Source organism: Pseudoalteromonas sp. RW-H-Ap-1 (genome assembly GCF_048318575.1).
In the GTDB taxonomy this organism is placed as follows: domain Bacteria; phylum Pseudomonadota; class Gammaproteobacteria; order Enterobacterales; family Alteromonadaceae; genus Pseudoalteromonas.
Genome location: NZ_CP166996.1, coordinates 1,585,708 through 1,599,575, shown reverse-complemented (window position 1 = coordinate 1,599,575; position 13,868 = coordinate 1,585,708). Strand labels below are relative to the sequence as shown.

Genomic DNA, 13,868 nt, shown 5'->3' with positions numbered 1-13,868 from the left:
AAATCCTTTAATACCCGTAATACTTATTACTAAATCTCACCACAATCGGCGTTCCGTCTTGCTCACAGGTAATACTAATTTTTAATTTTTCTTTATGATCATAGTAAGTAGCTAAATGGGTCATTCTGTCTCGCTCTTCTAAACTTTGCGAATTGACCGCAACAGCTTTTAACACTGCTATAGGGTCAAACGACTCAGTTTGGCTACATGGTGCTGTCTCCAGCAAGTAAATCTCAGAATAGCTAATAACACCGTCTGTGCTGTCATAGCGTGTTTTATATTGTGAGGTGGTCGTGGTGATTGAACCGTTGGCATTTGGCGCAACCTTTAAAATATCACTTACGGCCTCTAATCTAAACGTAATAAACCGATAAGGACTAATGAAATTTTCTGGTGGTGGGGTAAGTTGTGTAGCCTGTGTATCTTCTTTCTTACTACATCCAATAATAATCGCACATATAGCAGCAGTTATATAAATTCGTTTCATAAATAACTCCTTATAAAATAAGCGTTAAAATCCGATCAATCCACTTTACGTGTCCGTTGCAATACACGTTCAACACGTCCAAGCACGCTAAAGCGCCCAGCGTTAATATCATCCGCATCTACAAAAAAACCTGAGTAGGCGCTGTTGTCACTCGTAATATTATAGCCTTTACTTTTAAAATCGTACTGAATACGTTTTACAAAAATCTCATCGTCAAAGCGCAGTACGCACACACCTTCACGGGCATCTATTGGGTCATCAATAAGCGACACTAGCGTTAAATCACCGTCATACAAGGTGTGTTCCATACTATCGCCGCGCACAGGCACTACAGTCAGTTTTTTATTATGTAGGTTATTTTGTTGCAGCCAACGGGTAGAAAGCTCAAACCGTGCAATAGGGTGCTCGGCAATAACCAACGCACCGCCACCCGCACTGGCCGCTAAATCGTATTGCGGCACCGCCGTTAAATCAGCATGGCTGGTTTGCAGCGCTGTGCTTTGTGTTGGTGCTGCGGCAACTGGTAATGAATCACCACTAATACCAGTAATAATATAATTAGTGTCAAACCCTAAACCAGATAATAAAGCTAATTTATCAGATGGAATTGCAATTTGAGTCTCCCATCGACTGATCTGTTTTGATGACATCCCTAAAAAATCTGCAATTTCTTTTTGACTTAAATTCAGTCGGTTACGTTCTTTTTTAAATAATTCACAGACATTTATGTCTTGCAAGGGTTGATATGTAGACATATATGTCCTATTCTCACCACACATTAACAAAAACATACACTTTAAATCTCGCCAAAGAACCAAAAAGCGTATGTAAACCAAAAGGTACTCTACAATGAAACCCGAGCAAATAAAACAAGCACTTGAAGAAAAAGGCTATTCACTGTCAATTGTGGCAGCGGCACTTGGCCTAAACCTATCTCATGTAAGCAGTGTTGTTTACCAGCACACCACCTCGTACAAAGTGGCTGCCGCCATTGCCAAAATTATTGGCAAACCGGTAGACGCTATTTTCCCTGATGTACCTGCCTATACCAAAAATAAAGACACTCGCAGCCAAAAAGTACAAGCGCTGCGCGAGCTTTTATCGGCTGAGTAACAGCATCGGTAATAACGCATTTTAAATCAATGTAATTTTGCAAGAGATTTTTACCATGGAACATTTAACAATGGCACAGCAAAAACAACTCACTAAAAGCATTCTCGATGCCGATATAGCGCCAGACTGCGATATATATCACCTGTTTATTCACAGTGTATGTTCAGCCATGAAGCGTTCAGGCTTTAGTCGTCCAGTAATAGCTGACCGCATGAACGACGCACTACACTCACAAAATAACGAGGTTGACCAAGCCAAACTAAATAAATGGCTAGCCCCCAGCCAAGCTCACTATATGCCCATGCATTTTTTACCTGCACTGTGTTACGCCGTGCGCTCAACCGAGCCTGCCAATATATTGCTCAAACCTATTTTGTTTAAAGCGGTTGACCAGCGCTCGCAACTATTGCAACAACATGCCGAGCTGCAAATGGAAATAGAAGAGCGCACCGCAATGCAGCGCTATATAGCTGAGTCGCTACTGACAAACGACGATAATCAAGAATGACGTCACCATTACACCACCCGCTATAAAACCCAACTAAGGCTAAAAATAATGACTATCAAAGACCAAGAACCGTCTGAAATTCAGGAAACTGAACATAAAGACGACACAAATATTGATATTAACAATGCAAATTTTAAGGCACTAGCTAAGTCATTGGGTGTTGATTTAACTATGAGCATTGATGAGCTATGGCAAGAGGTAGCAAAACTTGAGCAACAAGCTGAGCAAAACCAATTACACCTTGCAGTAGCGCAGCGCCACGCTATAAAACTAGGAGGTGGCCATGAGCACTAATTTAGTCGATGTAGTAGGTAAAGAAAACGCCAACGAAATTGAACACCAGCTACAAAAACTTAAAACCCCACTCAACATAGTGATGCCACAAAGCGTAGCCGAATGTATGGACCGCGTAGTGTTTTTAGCAAACCGCCAATTTACCGATGCCGCAGAGGCAGGCTTTATTTTGCTTAATGTAAAAGAACAGGTTTCTCATGGTGAATTCTTAACTTTATTAGAAGAACGAGGCATTCACAAACGTACTGCACAGCGCTCAATAGCTATTTCTAAAATGCTCTCAGCTTTACCAAAAGGCAAAAGCGACAAATTGTCGCTTTTGAATATGAGCCAACACCAACTTAGCGAGCTGACCAAAGTACCGCTTGAGTCTATTGCCCAGTTAGATGATGACGACCTTGATGTACTGGCCGAAACCAGCGGCAAAGAAATTCGCGCTCAAGTACAAAAGCTAACTGAGCGAACGCAAGACCTTGAAGAGCAAACAGCCACGCTTATTAACGCCCTTGAAACTGAGCGCTTAACCAAGGCCCCTAAACAAATGTACGAGCTGCCTATGCTAGTTGCACAGGTCCGCCAAAAGTCGTTTGCACACAATGCCGTTGTTAACGAGTCACTCGAAGAGTTTATAGCTATGGTCGAGCAGCTCTGTAATACCCGCGACCTTGACCTAAACCACCGCATAGGTGCAGCGCAAACCACGTGGCATTTATGGTTAGGCATACAACAGCGCATTACCCACATGCTCAACCGCTTAAGCGGCGAGTTTGGCCCCGAGCATTTAGCCGGCGCTGAGTGCATACCGCAATTTGCCGAAGATGAATGGCAAGACGCCCAAGCAAACCGTGAATACATGCTCGCCATGTTTAACGACCGTATTAAAACCCGCGAGTAGGAGAGAGCAATGCATCCTGCAGTTCAAAAATTCAATAAGTTGCCAAGCACAGGCTTGGAACTAAGTTGGCAAAATGCCAGCGAAACAGCCCGTAAAAAAGCCCAAAGTAGGGCAGTAATAGTTCGCCATTTATTAACGCAAGAGTGTGGCATACCTAAAGCGTTTGAAGCGCTTGTAACCGCGTACCGTGCAAATACAGCAATGGCCACACTTGCAACCGCTATTGATGCACTGGGTAAGTTACCAGGGCGCGCAACCATTTATAACTGGTGCAATGCCTACAAAGACAACGGCATTAACAGCTTATTACCTAACCATAAAGGCAAAGCGCAAACACAATACAGCTGGCTGGCACGCTGCTTAGAGCTTTACCACAGCCCAAACAGCCCAAGCTTTGCACAAGTGAGCGACCAACTAAATAAAGAGGGTTACAAGGCTGAGCATCACCAAGTGCGCCGCTTTATTAATGCACTGCCGCACGAGCTTGGCCCACAAAGCCCGTACCGCATGGGTGCAAAACTGTACCGTGAAAAACATAAAGACCACTTATTACGTTCAACCGATAACATTAAGCCTGGTGTTATGTATAACGGCGATGGCCACACGCTCGACGTATACCTAGCGCACCCTAAAACGGGTAAGCCTTACCGTGCTGAGTTAACCGCGTTTCAAGACGTAGCAAGCCGCTGCATTGTGGGCTGGGAACTGGGCTATGCCGAAAGCACGCTTGATACGCTAGCAGCTATAAGCCGCGCTATAAAAGTGCATAACAACGTGCCTGCCATGTTTTACCTAGATAACGGCTCAGGCTACAAAAACAAACTCATGAACGACGACACCACCGGCTTTTACGCCCAGTTTGAAATAGACGTAATATTTGCCATACCAGGCAACGCCCGGGTGAAATGGATAGAGCGGTTTTTCCTGCATATGGAAGACCGCGTGGGTAAACGCTTTAGCACCTATTGCGGGCGCGACCACGACGATCGCCATAAGCAACTGGTACTTAAAGAGGCCAAGCAAGGCAAACGTAAATTGCCTACGGTAGACGAGTGGATAGCCGAATTTAAAGCCTTTTTAAACGACTACCACAACAGTGAGCACCCTGAAATTAAGGACAAAACCCGCCAGCAAGTGTGGGACGAAAACATAGAGCACGTACCTCCAGTAGAGGGTGACTTTGTGATGCTACCACGCGAAACCGTCAACATTCGCCGTGGCCGTTTTCGCTTACACCAACGTGATTACAGTGCCGACTTTTTACACCAGTTTAATGGCCAAGAACTCATTGCTGCCTACGACCTACACGACGACAGCTACACCAAGCTTTATAAGCTAAACGGTGAGTTTTTAATGTTCGCTAACTTAAAAACTAAATCGCACGCCGTGCCTACGTCACGTATTGAGCAAGCCGAAAGCAAACGCCGAACTGGCCGCTTAAAACGCATCGACACCAAGCGCCGTGAAATCGAGGCCCAAGAAACCCAAGACCGCATTATCGATGTTGAGTCTGTGACTAAGTTTGCAGCACCTATTAAGGGTATTGAGGCACAACAAGCACCCGTAAATATTTTTGATTTTGATGTAACGCCAACACAGCCGCAGCACGAAATCGACCTAAACGAATTACTTGATCAACCTAATTTACGCAAGGAAACAACCTATGAGCTATAGCCAACCACACCCATACACGCCTGAGCAAACGCTGCGTGTTGAGTTAATTAACCAAGAGTTAAGCACCACAGGTATGACCATTGATGAGCTAAACTGTGGCTTTGCCCTGCAATCAGTTAAAGAAGTACTAGCAAATAAATGCACCATTAACCCTGAAAAAATCATTGTTGCTATGTGGCATAAGCTATTTGGTGAAGCCGCGATTACCGACATTGAAAAACGTAACGGCTTTAATAAGTCGTACAACAAAGCTGATCGCGAACTCGCAGCGCGTATTTGCTTGCGTTTGCAATCACCCGAAATACGCGACCAAAACATTACTAGCGCCAGTATTGCTGTGAGCATGGGTAAAAGCCCTGCATCAATAAGCCAACTCATTAACGGTAAATACAACGCCAAGCCCACTAAGCACTTGCATGACATTTGGGCGCTTATTTGCCCTGCGGAGGTAGAGCAAGTTAAAACAATTAACGAGCAGCCAGAACGCAAACAAATCAGTATTGTGTACGGTGATGTGCGCTTTATTCCTACCAGTACATCTAAGCTTATTGCTATGGCCTGCGACCAAGCTCGCCAACGTAAACGCTTTAGTGTGTTTGCAGGCCAAGCAGGCTTGGGTAAAACCAAAGGTATTGCGGAGTATTGCCGCCACAACAAAGAAGCCATTTTAATTGCTGGCAGTGAGCAAACCAGCAGCACCCAAGTGCTTGAGCAACTAACGTTAGCCCTAGGCTTATCGCGCTGCCCAAGCGCATATAAAAACATGCAAAAAATTATTCAAGCACTGCGCGATACTGACCGTTTAATAATTTTAGACGAAGCCGACAAGTGCAAACCTAACTCGCTTGACCCACTACGCACCATAAGCGACCAAGCCATTGTAGGCGTAACCCTGGTTGGCAACATTCAACTAGTAGACAAACTGCAAACCCAAGAGCGCTACGAACTCATTGCAAGCCGCGTATGCTTTTGGCCTAAACCTATCGGCCAAATAACCGTTGAAGACATTCGCACCCTGTTTTTAGAGCTCACCGAAGGCACCGTAAAACTCGCCCAAGACGATGCAAAATGGTGGCAATGGCTACACAAACGCGTTGAGGGTAACGCTCGTGAGCTAGTTGAAAACTTGCTACCGCACTTGCTTAACCACACCAACAAAAACCCAGACACCGCCGTAGACAAGCTGTTAGTCAATGGCATTTTTTCATCAGTACTTAATAAACCAGCGGTTTAAACGCCGTTTAAACATAATTTAAATAAGGATTTAATCATGGCATTTTCAATAAAATTAAACACATCACGTTACACCGCGCATTTAGCGTTTAGCTCGTTGGTTACAAACGCAACAATGTTAAGCCTACTTGCTAAAAAAGACCCACAAGGCGAGCTCATAGATAAATGCGATGGCAACATTAAAGCGGCCTTTGCAACCCTTGCTGCCGACAAGTTATTTAGTATTCACCATGTGCATGAAATCAACTCTTATGCCCACACAGCAAGACGTTTTAATAATATCTATCGTGATTTTCCGCTGGTTTATACCAGCGGCATGAAAGACTGGGGCATTAAAATTATTGGCATAGGCCAAGCGCCACACTTTGAAATTGAAGCCCTGGAGGACATAGCGTGAGCAACTTGACTCAGCAAATCAAAATTGCACAAAAGGCGGCGGGTATCGACCAACATACCCACCAACTTAATGTGTCGTACATTTGCGATGGTCGTGTTAATACCTGCACAGGGCTAACCAAGCTTGAGCAACAGCAACTGCTTGCACGTTACCGCGCTATGAACCCAAATGCGGGTAAAACACAGTTACCCGTACAACTAAAAATGATTTACAGCCTGTGGGGCCAATTGAGCCGCGCAGGCGCGGTAAACATTGATTCAAAACAGGCCTGCGATGCGTTTTGTGAAAAACACTTACAAGGCAAAAAGCTAAGCCAAAGCGCCCAGCAGTGGCCGCATATTATTGAAGTATTTAAGCAATGGCTTGCACGCCATAAAGCAAAGCAGGGGGCGTAAATGGCTAATTACGAAGAGTACCAAAACTTTACTATTAACCCGCGTAAAGCCGCTTATACAGAGGAAAAACGCTACCGTAATGTAAAAGAAAAAGACAAGCAAAAATGCCGTGTTCGCCGTGATGTAGAAGCCTATCAAGAGCAACGCCGAATAGACCGCGAACATGGCTTAGATTATTTATTTGAGGAGCAATCATGAGCGAATCAAGCATAGATTTACGGGCATTACCCCACGGCCTACGTCGCATTGTTAAACACTTAGGGGTTGAACAAACCATTGCCGTACTTACCGAGCAACAAGGGCAAATGTTTTATATTCCTGAAAAGCCAACCGACGATCACGAAGTAGTTAAGGTGTTTGGTAAAGCCCTGGTACAAGAGCTAATAAATGCCAATGTAGGCTCAAGCTACCAAATACCCATGTTGCACAAAGTGCTTATGCAAATTCGTAATCAACAAATTTGTGAGGCGCTAGACACCAAAACCTGCAACATTCAGCAGCTGGTTAAGCGTTTTAAAATAACCCGCCAGCAAGTAAGCAGTATTTACAGTGCATACCAAGACGAACGGGCGCACGAAACACAATTAAATTTAAGTTTATAGGGGAATAACATGGATACCAATACTGAAAATAAAGCGTGTAACTGTTTTAAAGATACATTAAACCGCGTTAAAGACCATTTAACAGAGCAAGGCAAAGTGCCTGCAGACGCCATTAATATAGGTTTTAGGTGGCAAGGGCAATCAATGATTCTAACTGAAGGGGAGTACTCGCCAGTAAACCCTAAAGTTGAAGTTGAATTTCAAGCAGCCAAAAAAGGTGGTGGCCATGCACGCAATAAAACTAAAATCGACATTTCGATAATGGCCACACATTGCTGCTATTGCGGCCGTAAATATCAAAGAAACAATGCTTAGCAATGCAAAGCAATAACTTTGTACTGCTCACTGCGTTGCAACTTAGCGGCGGCGCTAAACCTAAGCAGTGGCAGTACGAATACGGTTTAAACCTGCTTAACCGGTATATCAACCAACGCAAGTTATTTGGCCTAAACACGACAGGCATGATGGATGAATACCGCGAAGCATTTAGAGAAATTAAGGGTAAATGATGAGTGGAACAAGGGAAATAGCAGAAAAAGCAGTTGATAATATCGAAGAGCTGCTAAGTGATATGTTTGCTGGTGATTACGCAGACAATGAAGTGTCATTAGGGGTATTATTAAGTGGTAAAGAAGAAATACAAGTGCAGCTTAAAGTAACACGCTCACCTAGTGATTTTATCGATACTGATTACAGTGATTGGGACGCCAGTTTCAAAAAATATAATTGTATTTAAACCATGTTTAAACCTCATTAAAATTAAATTGGCTTGCCCCCTTGTATTAGTAAGCCTTTTTAATTTAACCTAATAAGCTAACTCTAAAGCCCCCAGCCGCAAACAACTTTACAGTGTTACCCAATCCCCTAAATTGATTTACTACCAGCATGACAAATACAGTGCATGCGCCATTTATTGAGTTATTAGCTCAACAAATTATTAAGGCCAGTTCTAAAGCCGAGCAAATTGCAATCTCTCGCCGTTGCCCGTTAAAAGACCTGCCCGCATTGCGTACCCGCGTGAAAGAGCTGCTAAACCCAGCGAATAAAAAGCCGGTGCGTAATACCCGCTTACCTGCCTGTTACGTCCTAGTAAAACAACGTTTAACCAACAAAATAAGGACTCAACAGCATGGCTCTTAAACAAAGAGTGGCCGTTCCTACTGCCCCAAGTTTTATATTTCAAGAGTTGGTACCTAAAGCCACGTTTGAACTATTTAACGATACCCCATTATTTTTAATTCATTTATTTGATGACCGCGCATTGCGCATGCTGCAAAAACTACGCGACAGATTTGGCCCATGCACAGTAAACAACTGGTTCTTTGGCGGTGCTAATCAATACCGTGGCTACCGCCCACTTGATTGCACCATAGGTGCTAAACGCAGCCAACATAAGCTAGGCAAAGCATTCGACTGCAGCTTTAAAAACTACACTGCTCAACAAGTACGTGACTACGTATTAGCCCACCCGCAAGAATTCCCGTATATCACCGCCATTGAAGGTCAAGTGAGTTGGTTTCATTTTGATGTGCGCACGCCTACCTGGACGGGCATTAAAGTATTTAACCCGTAAGGAACACCCATGAATCAAGAGCAAGAAAACTTACTTTTTCAGGCCATTGGTGAAATACAGGGCAGTCAAGCCGCTATTTTAAATGACCTAAAAGATATAAAAGCCGACATTCATCAAAGCATTGAAAAAAGCGAAGCGCGTCAAAAAGAAATAACCGATGGCTTAAAGCTTGATATAGAAAAAAGCGAAAAACGCCAAATTGCAGCCATTAATAAGCAAGATGACCGCTTAAGCAAAGTTGAAGAAAAGCTAACAAACCAACGCGTTAAAGTAGCTGCCATGGGTGGCACTGCGGGTTTGGCTGTGTCGCTTATTGCCTATGCTGTAAAAAATGGGATGGCGGGCTAATGGCACACCCAGCTGAAAAGAAAAACGCCGTACGCCACAGCTATGTAACCGAGCTGCTTGCGTTAAGTGTTGCCGCTATTAAGCACAGTGTGGCCGATGGCACCGCACGACGGTGGAAAATGGAAGCCAAAGAAAACGGTGACGACTGGGACTTAGCCCGTGCAGCAAGCCGCCGTAGCGAAGGCACTGCAGGGGAGTTTACCACCGACTTTATTGAAGAGTTTACCATTCAAGTAAACGAAACCTTTGAGCTTTTAAAATCAGCCGAAGGCGCAGCACTGCCACTTGACCAACGCACCAAAATACTGAGCTCACTTACCGATATGATGAGCAAGGTAATGAAAGTGTCGGGCGGTAATAAAAAGCTTGAAAAGCGCACCATTGCCACCGAAGTGCTTAAAATTTTGGCTAAGTTTGTGTCAACCAAATACCCTGACTTTGCGCCCGAATTTGTTGAAATACTTACCGCGTTTGGTCCTAAGCTCGATACGGAGTTAGACGACTAATGGCCGATATGAATTCACGCGAGTTCTTAGCTGAAATAGAACAAATAACCGGTTCGCTACGCCGCGATATTGAAGCAAAAGAGCGCAACATAGACCCAAGCCCCGCTGCAATTAAAGCACGTCGTAAACGTGTACTTGGCGGCGATTTTGAGTTTTTTGTGTATACGTATTTTCCGCATCATATGTGGCTTGACGACGATCAAACAGCGTCTGAATTCCAAAGCTATTTTATGAACTGGTTTCCCGAAGCACTCAAGCTTAAAAATGGCTGGAAAAACTGGTTTGTAGCCCCGCGTGGTGAGGGCAAAAGTACCCTTGGGGTAAAAATTGCCCCTGTATATGTAGCGGTGTTAGCGCTATTGCAAGACCCTGAGATTTGCCAAGACCTGGGCCTTGCCAAAATAAAGCAATTTATTGATTTTGTAATTTTGTTTGGCGCTGAAACAAAAATGCCAACCAAAACACTCGAGGTAGTTAAAACCGAGTTGCTTAACAATAATAATCTTGCGTTAGACTTTCCTGAAGTGTGCCAAAAATCCCCTGTGTGGAAGTTAGGCGAGTTTGTAACAGCGCAAGGCGTTCGCTTTGAAAGCCGTGGTGCTGAGCAATCAGTACGCGGTACGTTCCATGGTGCCAGCCGCCCTAAGCTACTGCTATCCGATGACATTATTACCGATGCCGAGGCTAAATCGCCCACAGAGCGCGATAACCGTTGGCGCTTTTTAGAAGCAGCCGTGCAATACCTTGGCCCACCCGATGGCACCGTTAAATTTTTAGGTGTAAATACCGTATTAAATAACGATGACCCAATAAGCCGCGCCGAAGAGGCTCCAGGGCATATTGTTCACCGCTTTAAAGCCATTAAACAAATGCCTGAACGCATGGATTTATGGGAAGAGTGCCGCGATTTAATGGTACATGACGACAAACGCTTTGAAAAACGCGCTGCCGCAAAGGGTGAGGCTGTTTCAACTGAGCAAAAACCCTCGTTTAAATTTTGGTTAAAGCGTAAAAAGCAAATGCTTAAAGGAGCCCAAACCAGTTGGCCAAGTGTGCGTACACTCTACGATTTAATGTGTATGTGGGCGGCTAATAAACGCGAGTTTAACCGCGAAATGCAAGGCATTGCCAAAAGTGACGAAGAAGCCATATTTTACCAGTTTGATTTTTGGGTAGACCGCTTAAACGAATGGATACCTTATGGCGCATGCGACCCAAGTATGGGCAAAACAGAAAAAGCCGATCCCAGCGCTATATTAGTGGGTTTTTATTCCCAAGATTTACAAAAGCTACACGTTGAATACGAAAGCCGCAAAGTACGTGGTACTAGCCGTTTACTTAACGACTTAATTCGCGCCCAAAAAGAATATAACTGCCGCGTATGGGGCTTTGAAAATAATAATGCCTTTGATTTTATGCGTAGCCAATTTATTACTACAGGCTTAGAGCAAGGTATAGCACTGCCTTTACGTGGTGTTACTGCAACCATATCTGCAGAGGAACGTATAGGCTCACTTGAAACTTATGTAACCAATACGCCGGCACAAATTGCCTTTCATTCACGGTGTCGCTTACTGCTCGACGAGCTTGAAAACTGGCCAGAAAAGCAAACAACCCATCACTACGATTTAAGTTGTGCCCTAGCTATTTTATGGATGATAGCCAGCACAGGGGCAGGCGGCGTTCCTCGTGTAAATAGCCGTAAAGTAACAAAACAAATAAGGGGCTATCATGTTTAAAAGCAAGCCACGTATTACATCAAAAGCATACGCTGCGCTTAACCGTATGTTTGACCAAAACCGCTTAGACCCAAGCCTAACAGCGCTTATTACTGAGCTACCAAACCCAGATCCAATTTTGCGCCGTGCGGGTAAAAACACCGCTATTTATGAAGAAATAGCCCGTGATGCACACGTTATTGGAGAGTTACGCTCACTGCGCAGTGGCTTATTTAGCTTTAATACTGAGCTTGTGCCAGGCGGTGACGACGCAGCCAGTTTAAAAAGTTATGAGTTGGCTAAAGCCTTTTTTGCCCGTAAACCATGCCCACATACCGAATGGGCCGATATGGACTGGCACAATTACAGCGCCATTTTAAACGGTTTTAGTGTTACTCACCTTGGCAAGTACATTAAAAACAATGGCCATTGGCAACCCGAATACGTAGAAACATGGCGTAACAGCCGCTTTGCGTTTAATAGTGATCACGAGTTATTAGTAAAAACCAGTGAAAACCCACAGGGCGAAATAGTCGACTCTCGTCGTTGGTCGTGTGTTCGCCATATGCCAAGTGCCGAAAACCCGTATGGTATTGCATTATTAAGTAGTTGTTTTTGGCCATGGACGTTTAAGCATGGCGGCTTTAAGTTTTTTGTACAGCTGTGCGAGCGCTTTGGTATTCCATTTCCTGTGGGTAAATACCCAATAGGCAGTAAAGATTCAGACATAAATAACTTACTTGATGGGCTAGCTAGGCTTGTTCAAGACGGCATAGCCGCCATACCCGATGACACCAGCATTGAAATCATCGAAAGCAAGCTATCTGGCGAGCCAGTGCCCGAGCGCTTGGTTAACTTTTGTAATGCTGAAATAAGTAAAGCTTTAACCAGTCAAACCTTAGCAACAGAGCAAAAAAATGGCGGCGCACGTGCTGCCAGCGAAACTCATGCAAAACGTGCAGGCGACAACCAACGCTCAGACAGGGCGCTTGTAGCGTCATACCGCAATCAGCTTTTAAATTCGCTTCATACAGTAAATTTTGATGGTGGCGAACCGCCAAAATTCATCTTTAAAGACAAACGCGAAATTAACACCGACACCGTAACCCGCGTGCGCGAAACAGCGCGTATTGTGCCAGTTGGTGAAGACTGGGCTTATCAAGAGCTCGGTGTACCTAAACCAAAAGACGGTGAAGCAGTACTTGATGTGCCCGACGAAGGCCATGGCATTGCAACACCTGCTAAAACCGAGTTTGCCAAAAAGCCAACTGAAAGCGTAGAGCTTACCAACGAGTTAGATGTGTTTGATCACGCAACAGACGACACCATTAAACAGCTTTTTAATTTTGCTCAGGCATCAAAAGACCTGGATGAACTTAAACAAAAAATCACCTCACAATTCCCCGATATTTCAGACTCTACGCTGGTGCAAGTAGCCCAATCAGCAATGGAGTATGAGTTTATGGCAGGCATGAACGAGGCTAATTCTAAAACTGTGGAGATAGACAATGAATAATGTTCCTGACGGGTATTTAAAAGACGGCAAAGGCAATTTAGTCGCCATTGCTAACATCAAACAAACCGATTTAATCAAAGACGAGTTTGTTAAAAAAGCCATTGATAAAGCGATTAAAATGCAAGAAGCACTGGCAGAGTTTAAACAAAGTTTAATGGCTGAGGCCGACGACTTTATAGAGCTATTAGCTCAAGAATATGGCGTTAACTTAGGCGGTAAAAAAGGCAATGTGATGTTACGCACCTTTGACAGCCAATTAAAAGTAACCCTTCAAACCCAAGAACGCATAGAACTTGGCCCAGAGCTTACCCTTGCTAAACAATTAATTGATCAATGCTTGGATGAATGGACCGAAGGCGGCAATCAAAACATTAAGGCTATTGTTAGTAAAACGTTCAATACCGATAAGCAAGGCTCACTTAACCCGCAACGCATTTTAGCACTGCGTAAACTCGAAATTACTGACGATTCAGGCAAATGGGCTAAAGCCATGAACATTATCGCAGAATCCGTTGGCGTGGTTGACTCAACCCGCTTCATCCGCTTTTACAAGCAAGATGATAACGGCATTGAGCAAGCAATTTCACTTGATATAGCAAAACTGTAGCG

22 protein-coding genes are annotated in these 13,868 nt (G+C 44.2%); 20 read left to right on the top strand and 2 right to left on the bottom strand.

Annotated features, from left to right (window positions below; genetic code table 11):
* Positions 1–7: 7 nt before the first annotated feature.
* Both AB8618_RS07475 and AB8618_RS07470 read right to left on the bottom strand, forming a co-directional pair.
* A complete protein-coding gene (locus tag AB8618_RS07475) occupies positions 8–487 on the bottom strand; it encodes a hypothetical protein (RefSeq protein WP_409425426.1) in 480 nt (159 codons plus the stop codon).
* A gap of 35 nt (positions 488–522) precedes the next feature.
* Positions 523–1,242, bottom strand: coding sequence for a LexA family transcriptional regulator (locus AB8618_RS07470; protein WP_409425425.1), 720 nt, complete (start codon positions 1,240–1,242; stop codon positions 523–525).
* A gap of 94 nt (positions 1,243–1,336) precedes the next feature.
* Here AB8618_RS07470 and AB8618_RS07465 point away from each other — a divergent pair, with 94 nt between their 5' ends.
* The 20 genes from AB8618_RS07465 (at position 1,337) to AB8618_RS07370 (ending at position 13,866) form a co-directional block, all read left to right on the top strand.
* Positions 1,337–1,600 carry a helix-turn-helix domain-containing protein gene (locus AB8618_RS07465; RefSeq protein WP_055012182.1) on the top strand — a complete coding sequence of 88 codons (264 nt, stop codon included), beginning with the start codon at positions 1,337–1,339 and terminating at the stop codon, positions 1,598–1,600.
* Between the two features lie 55 nt (positions 1,601–1,655).
* Positions 1,656–2,108, top strand: coding sequence for a hypothetical protein (locus tag AB8618_RS07460; protein WP_409425424.1), 453 nt, complete (start codon positions 1,656–1,658; stop codon positions 2,106–2,108).
* A 48-nt stretch (positions 2,109–2,156) separates the two neighbouring features.
* Entirely contained in the window at positions 2,157–2,402 is a 246-nt protein-coding gene (locus AB8618_RS07455; RefSeq protein WP_409425423.1) for a hypothetical protein, read from the top strand.
* On the top strand, positions 2,392–3,297 hold the full coding sequence (locus AB8618_RS07450) for a hypothetical protein (RefSeq protein ID WP_409425422.1): 906 nt from the start codon (positions 2,392–2,394) through the stop codon (positions 3,295–3,297). The genes AB8618_RS07455 and AB8618_RS07450 overlap by 11 nt, the downstream gene beginning before the upstream one ends.
* A gap of 9 nt (positions 3,298–3,306) precedes the next feature.
* Entirely contained in the window at positions 3,307–4,971 is a 1,665-nt protein-coding gene (locus AB8618_RS07445; RefSeq protein WP_409425421.1) for a Mu transposase C-terminal domain-containing protein, read from the top strand.
* The gene (locus AB8618_RS07440) at positions 4,961–6,205 is read left to right on the top strand and encodes an AAA family ATPase (protein WP_409425420.1); all 1,245 of its coding nucleotides are present in this window, start codon (positions 4,961–4,963) and stop codon (positions 6,203–6,205) included. The genes AB8618_RS07445 and AB8618_RS07440 overlap by 11 nt, the downstream gene beginning before the upstream one ends.
* A 36-nt stretch (positions 6,206–6,241) precedes the next feature.
* A complete protein-coding gene (locus tag AB8618_RS07435; RefSeq protein WP_409425419.1) occupies positions 6,242–6,601 on the top strand; it encodes a hypothetical protein in 360 nt (119 codons plus the stop codon).
* Positions 6,598–6,996, top strand: a complete 399-nt coding sequence (locus AB8618_RS07430; protein WP_409425418.1) for a phage protein GemA/Gp16 family protein — start codon at positions 6,598–6,600, stop codon at positions 6,994–6,996. Before AB8618_RS07435 ends, AB8618_RS07430 begins: the two co-directional genes overlap by 4 nt.
* Positions 6,997–7,194 (top strand): hypothetical protein, encoded by a 198-nt coding sequence (locus AB8618_RS07425; RefSeq protein ID WP_409425417.1) that lies wholly within the window; start codon positions 6,997–6,999, stop codon positions 7,192–7,194. It abuts the gene before it with no gap.
* Positions 7,191–7,598 (top strand): Mor transcription activator family protein, encoded by a 408-nt coding sequence (locus AB8618_RS07420; protein ID WP_409425416.1) that lies wholly within the window; start codon positions 7,191–7,193, stop codon positions 7,596–7,598. Before AB8618_RS07425 ends, AB8618_RS07420 begins: the two co-directional genes overlap by 4 nt.
* Positions 7,599–7,607: 9 nt before the next feature.
* Positions 7,608–7,913: a hypothetical protein gene (locus tag AB8618_RS07415; protein WP_409425415.1), complete on the top strand. Its 306-nt coding sequence runs from the start codon at positions 7,608–7,610 to the stop codon at positions 7,911–7,913.
* A 2-nt stretch (positions 7,914–7,915) separates the two neighbouring features.
* Positions 7,916–8,107: a hypothetical protein gene (locus AB8618_RS07410; RefSeq protein WP_368484751.1), complete on the top strand. Its 192-nt coding sequence runs from the start codon at positions 7,916–7,918 to the stop codon at positions 8,105–8,107.
* Positions 8,104–8,334: a hypothetical protein gene (locus AB8618_RS07405; RefSeq protein ID WP_418157345.1), complete on the top strand. Its 231-nt coding sequence runs from the start codon at positions 8,104–8,106 to the stop codon at positions 8,332–8,334. Before AB8618_RS07410 ends, AB8618_RS07405 begins: the two co-directional genes overlap by 4 nt.
* Positions 8,335–8,483: 149 nt before the next feature.
* On the top strand, positions 8,484–8,738 hold the full coding sequence (locus AB8618_RS07400) for a hypothetical protein (RefSeq protein WP_039036983.1): 255 nt from the start codon (positions 8,484–8,486) through the stop codon (positions 8,736–8,738).
* Positions 8,728–9,171 carry a hypothetical protein gene (locus tag AB8618_RS07395; protein WP_409425413.1) on the top strand — a complete coding sequence of 148 codons (444 nt, stop codon included), beginning with the start codon at positions 8,728–8,730 and terminating at the stop codon, positions 9,169–9,171. The genes AB8618_RS07400 and AB8618_RS07395 overlap by 11 nt, the downstream gene beginning before the upstream one ends.
* A gap of 9 nt (positions 9,172–9,180) precedes the next feature.
* Positions 9,181–9,519, top strand: coding sequence for a hypothetical protein (locus tag AB8618_RS07390; protein WP_055012195.1), 339 nt, complete (start codon positions 9,181–9,183; stop codon positions 9,517–9,519).
* Positions 9,519–10,025 (top strand): DUF1804 family protein, encoded by a 507-nt coding sequence (locus AB8618_RS07385; RefSeq protein ID WP_290218191.1) that lies wholly within the window; start codon positions 9,519–9,521, stop codon positions 10,023–10,025. The genes AB8618_RS07390 and AB8618_RS07385 overlap by 1 nt, the downstream gene beginning before the upstream one ends.
* Entirely contained in the window at positions 10,025–11,764 is a 1,740-nt protein-coding gene (locus AB8618_RS07380) for a hypothetical protein (RefSeq protein ID WP_076921174.1), read from the top strand. Before AB8618_RS07385 ends, AB8618_RS07380 begins: the two co-directional genes overlap by 1 nt.
* On the top strand, positions 11,757–13,259 hold the full coding sequence (locus AB8618_RS07375) for a phage portal protein family protein (RefSeq protein WP_409425412.1): 1,503 nt from the start codon (positions 11,757–11,759) through the stop codon (positions 13,257–13,259). The genes AB8618_RS07380 and AB8618_RS07375 overlap by 8 nt, the downstream gene beginning before the upstream one ends.
* The gene (locus tag AB8618_RS07370; RefSeq protein WP_409425411.1) at positions 13,252–13,866 is read left to right on the top strand and encodes a DUF3164 family protein; all 615 of its coding nucleotides are present in this window, start codon (positions 13,252–13,254) and stop codon (positions 13,864–13,866) included. Before AB8618_RS07375 ends, AB8618_RS07370 begins: the two co-directional genes overlap by 8 nt.
* Positions 13,867–13,868 lie beyond the last annotated feature (2 nt).

Excerpts from the sequence above, each read along its gene's own strand:
- AB8618_RS07475 (WP_409425426.1), bottom strand. The coding sequence starts at position 487 with ATGAAACGAATTTATATAACTGCTGCTATATGTGCGATTATTATTGGA.
- AB8618_RS07470 (WP_409425425.1), bottom strand. The coding sequence starts at position 1,242 with ATGTCTACATATCAACCCTTGCAAGACATAAATGTCTGTGAATTATTT.
- AB8618_RS07465 (WP_055012182.1), top strand. The coding sequence starts at position 1,337 with ATGAAACCCGAGCAAATAAAACAAGCACTTGAAGAAAAAGGCTATTCA.
- AB8618_RS07460 (WP_409425424.1), top strand. The coding sequence starts at position 1,656 with ATGGAACATTTAACAATGGCACAGCAAAAACAACTCACTAAAAGCATT.
- AB8618_RS07455 (WP_409425423.1), top strand. The coding sequence starts at position 2,157 with ATGACTATCAAAGACCAAGAACCGTCTGAAATTCAGGAAACTGAACAT.
- AB8618_RS07450 (WP_409425422.1), top strand. The coding sequence starts at position 2,392 with ATGAGCACTAATTTAGTCGATGTAGTAGGTAAAGAAAACGCCAACGAA.
- AB8618_RS07445 (WP_409425421.1), top strand. The coding sequence starts at position 3,307 with ATGCATCCTGCAGTTCAAAAATTCAATAAGTTGCCAAGCACAGGCTTG.
- AB8618_RS07440 (WP_409425420.1), top strand. The coding sequence starts at position 4,961 with ATGAGCTATAGCCAACCACACCCATACACGCCTGAGCAAACGCTGCGT.
- AB8618_RS07435 (WP_409425419.1), top strand. The coding sequence starts at position 6,242 with ATGGCATTTTCAATAAAATTAAACACATCACGTTACACCGCGCATTTA.
- AB8618_RS07425 (WP_409425417.1), top strand. The coding sequence starts at position 6,997 with ATGGCTAATTACGAAGAGTACCAAAACTTTACTATTAACCCGCGTAAA.
- AB8618_RS07420 (WP_409425416.1), top strand. The coding sequence starts at position 7,191 with ATGAGCGAATCAAGCATAGATTTACGGGCATTACCCCACGGCCTACGT.
- AB8618_RS07415 (WP_409425415.1), top strand. The coding sequence starts at position 7,608 with ATGGATACCAATACTGAAAATAAAGCGTGTAACTGTTTTAAAGATACA.
- AB8618_RS07410 (WP_368484751.1), top strand. The coding sequence starts at position 7,916 with ATGCAAAGCAATAACTTTGTACTGCTCACTGCGTTGCAACTTAGCGGC.
- AB8618_RS07405 (WP_418157345.1), top strand. The coding sequence starts at position 8,104 with ATGATGAGTGGAACAAGGGAAATAGCAGAAAAAGCAGTTGATAATATC.
- AB8618_RS07400 (WP_039036983.1), top strand. The coding sequence starts at position 8,484 with ATGACAAATACAGTGCATGCGCCATTTATTGAGTTATTAGCTCAACAA.
- AB8618_RS07395 (WP_409425413.1), top strand. The coding sequence starts at position 8,728 with ATGGCTCTTAAACAAAGAGTGGCCGTTCCTACTGCCCCAAGTTTTATA.
- AB8618_RS07390 (WP_055012195.1), top strand. The coding sequence starts at position 9,181 with ATGAATCAAGAGCAAGAAAACTTACTTTTTCAGGCCATTGGTGAAATA.
- AB8618_RS07385 (WP_290218191.1), top strand. The coding sequence starts at position 9,519 with ATGGCACACCCAGCTGAAAAGAAAAACGCCGTACGCCACAGCTATGTA.
- AB8618_RS07380 (WP_076921174.1), top strand. The coding sequence starts at position 10,025 with ATGGCCGATATGAATTCACGCGAGTTCTTAGCTGAAATAGAACAAATA.
- AB8618_RS07375 (WP_409425412.1), top strand. The coding sequence starts at position 11,757 with ATGTTTAAAAGCAAGCCACGTATTACATCAAAAGCATACGCTGCGCTT.
- AB8618_RS07370 (WP_409425411.1), top strand. The coding sequence starts at position 13,252 with ATGAATAATGTTCCTGACGGGTATTTAAAAGACGGCAAAGGCAATTTA.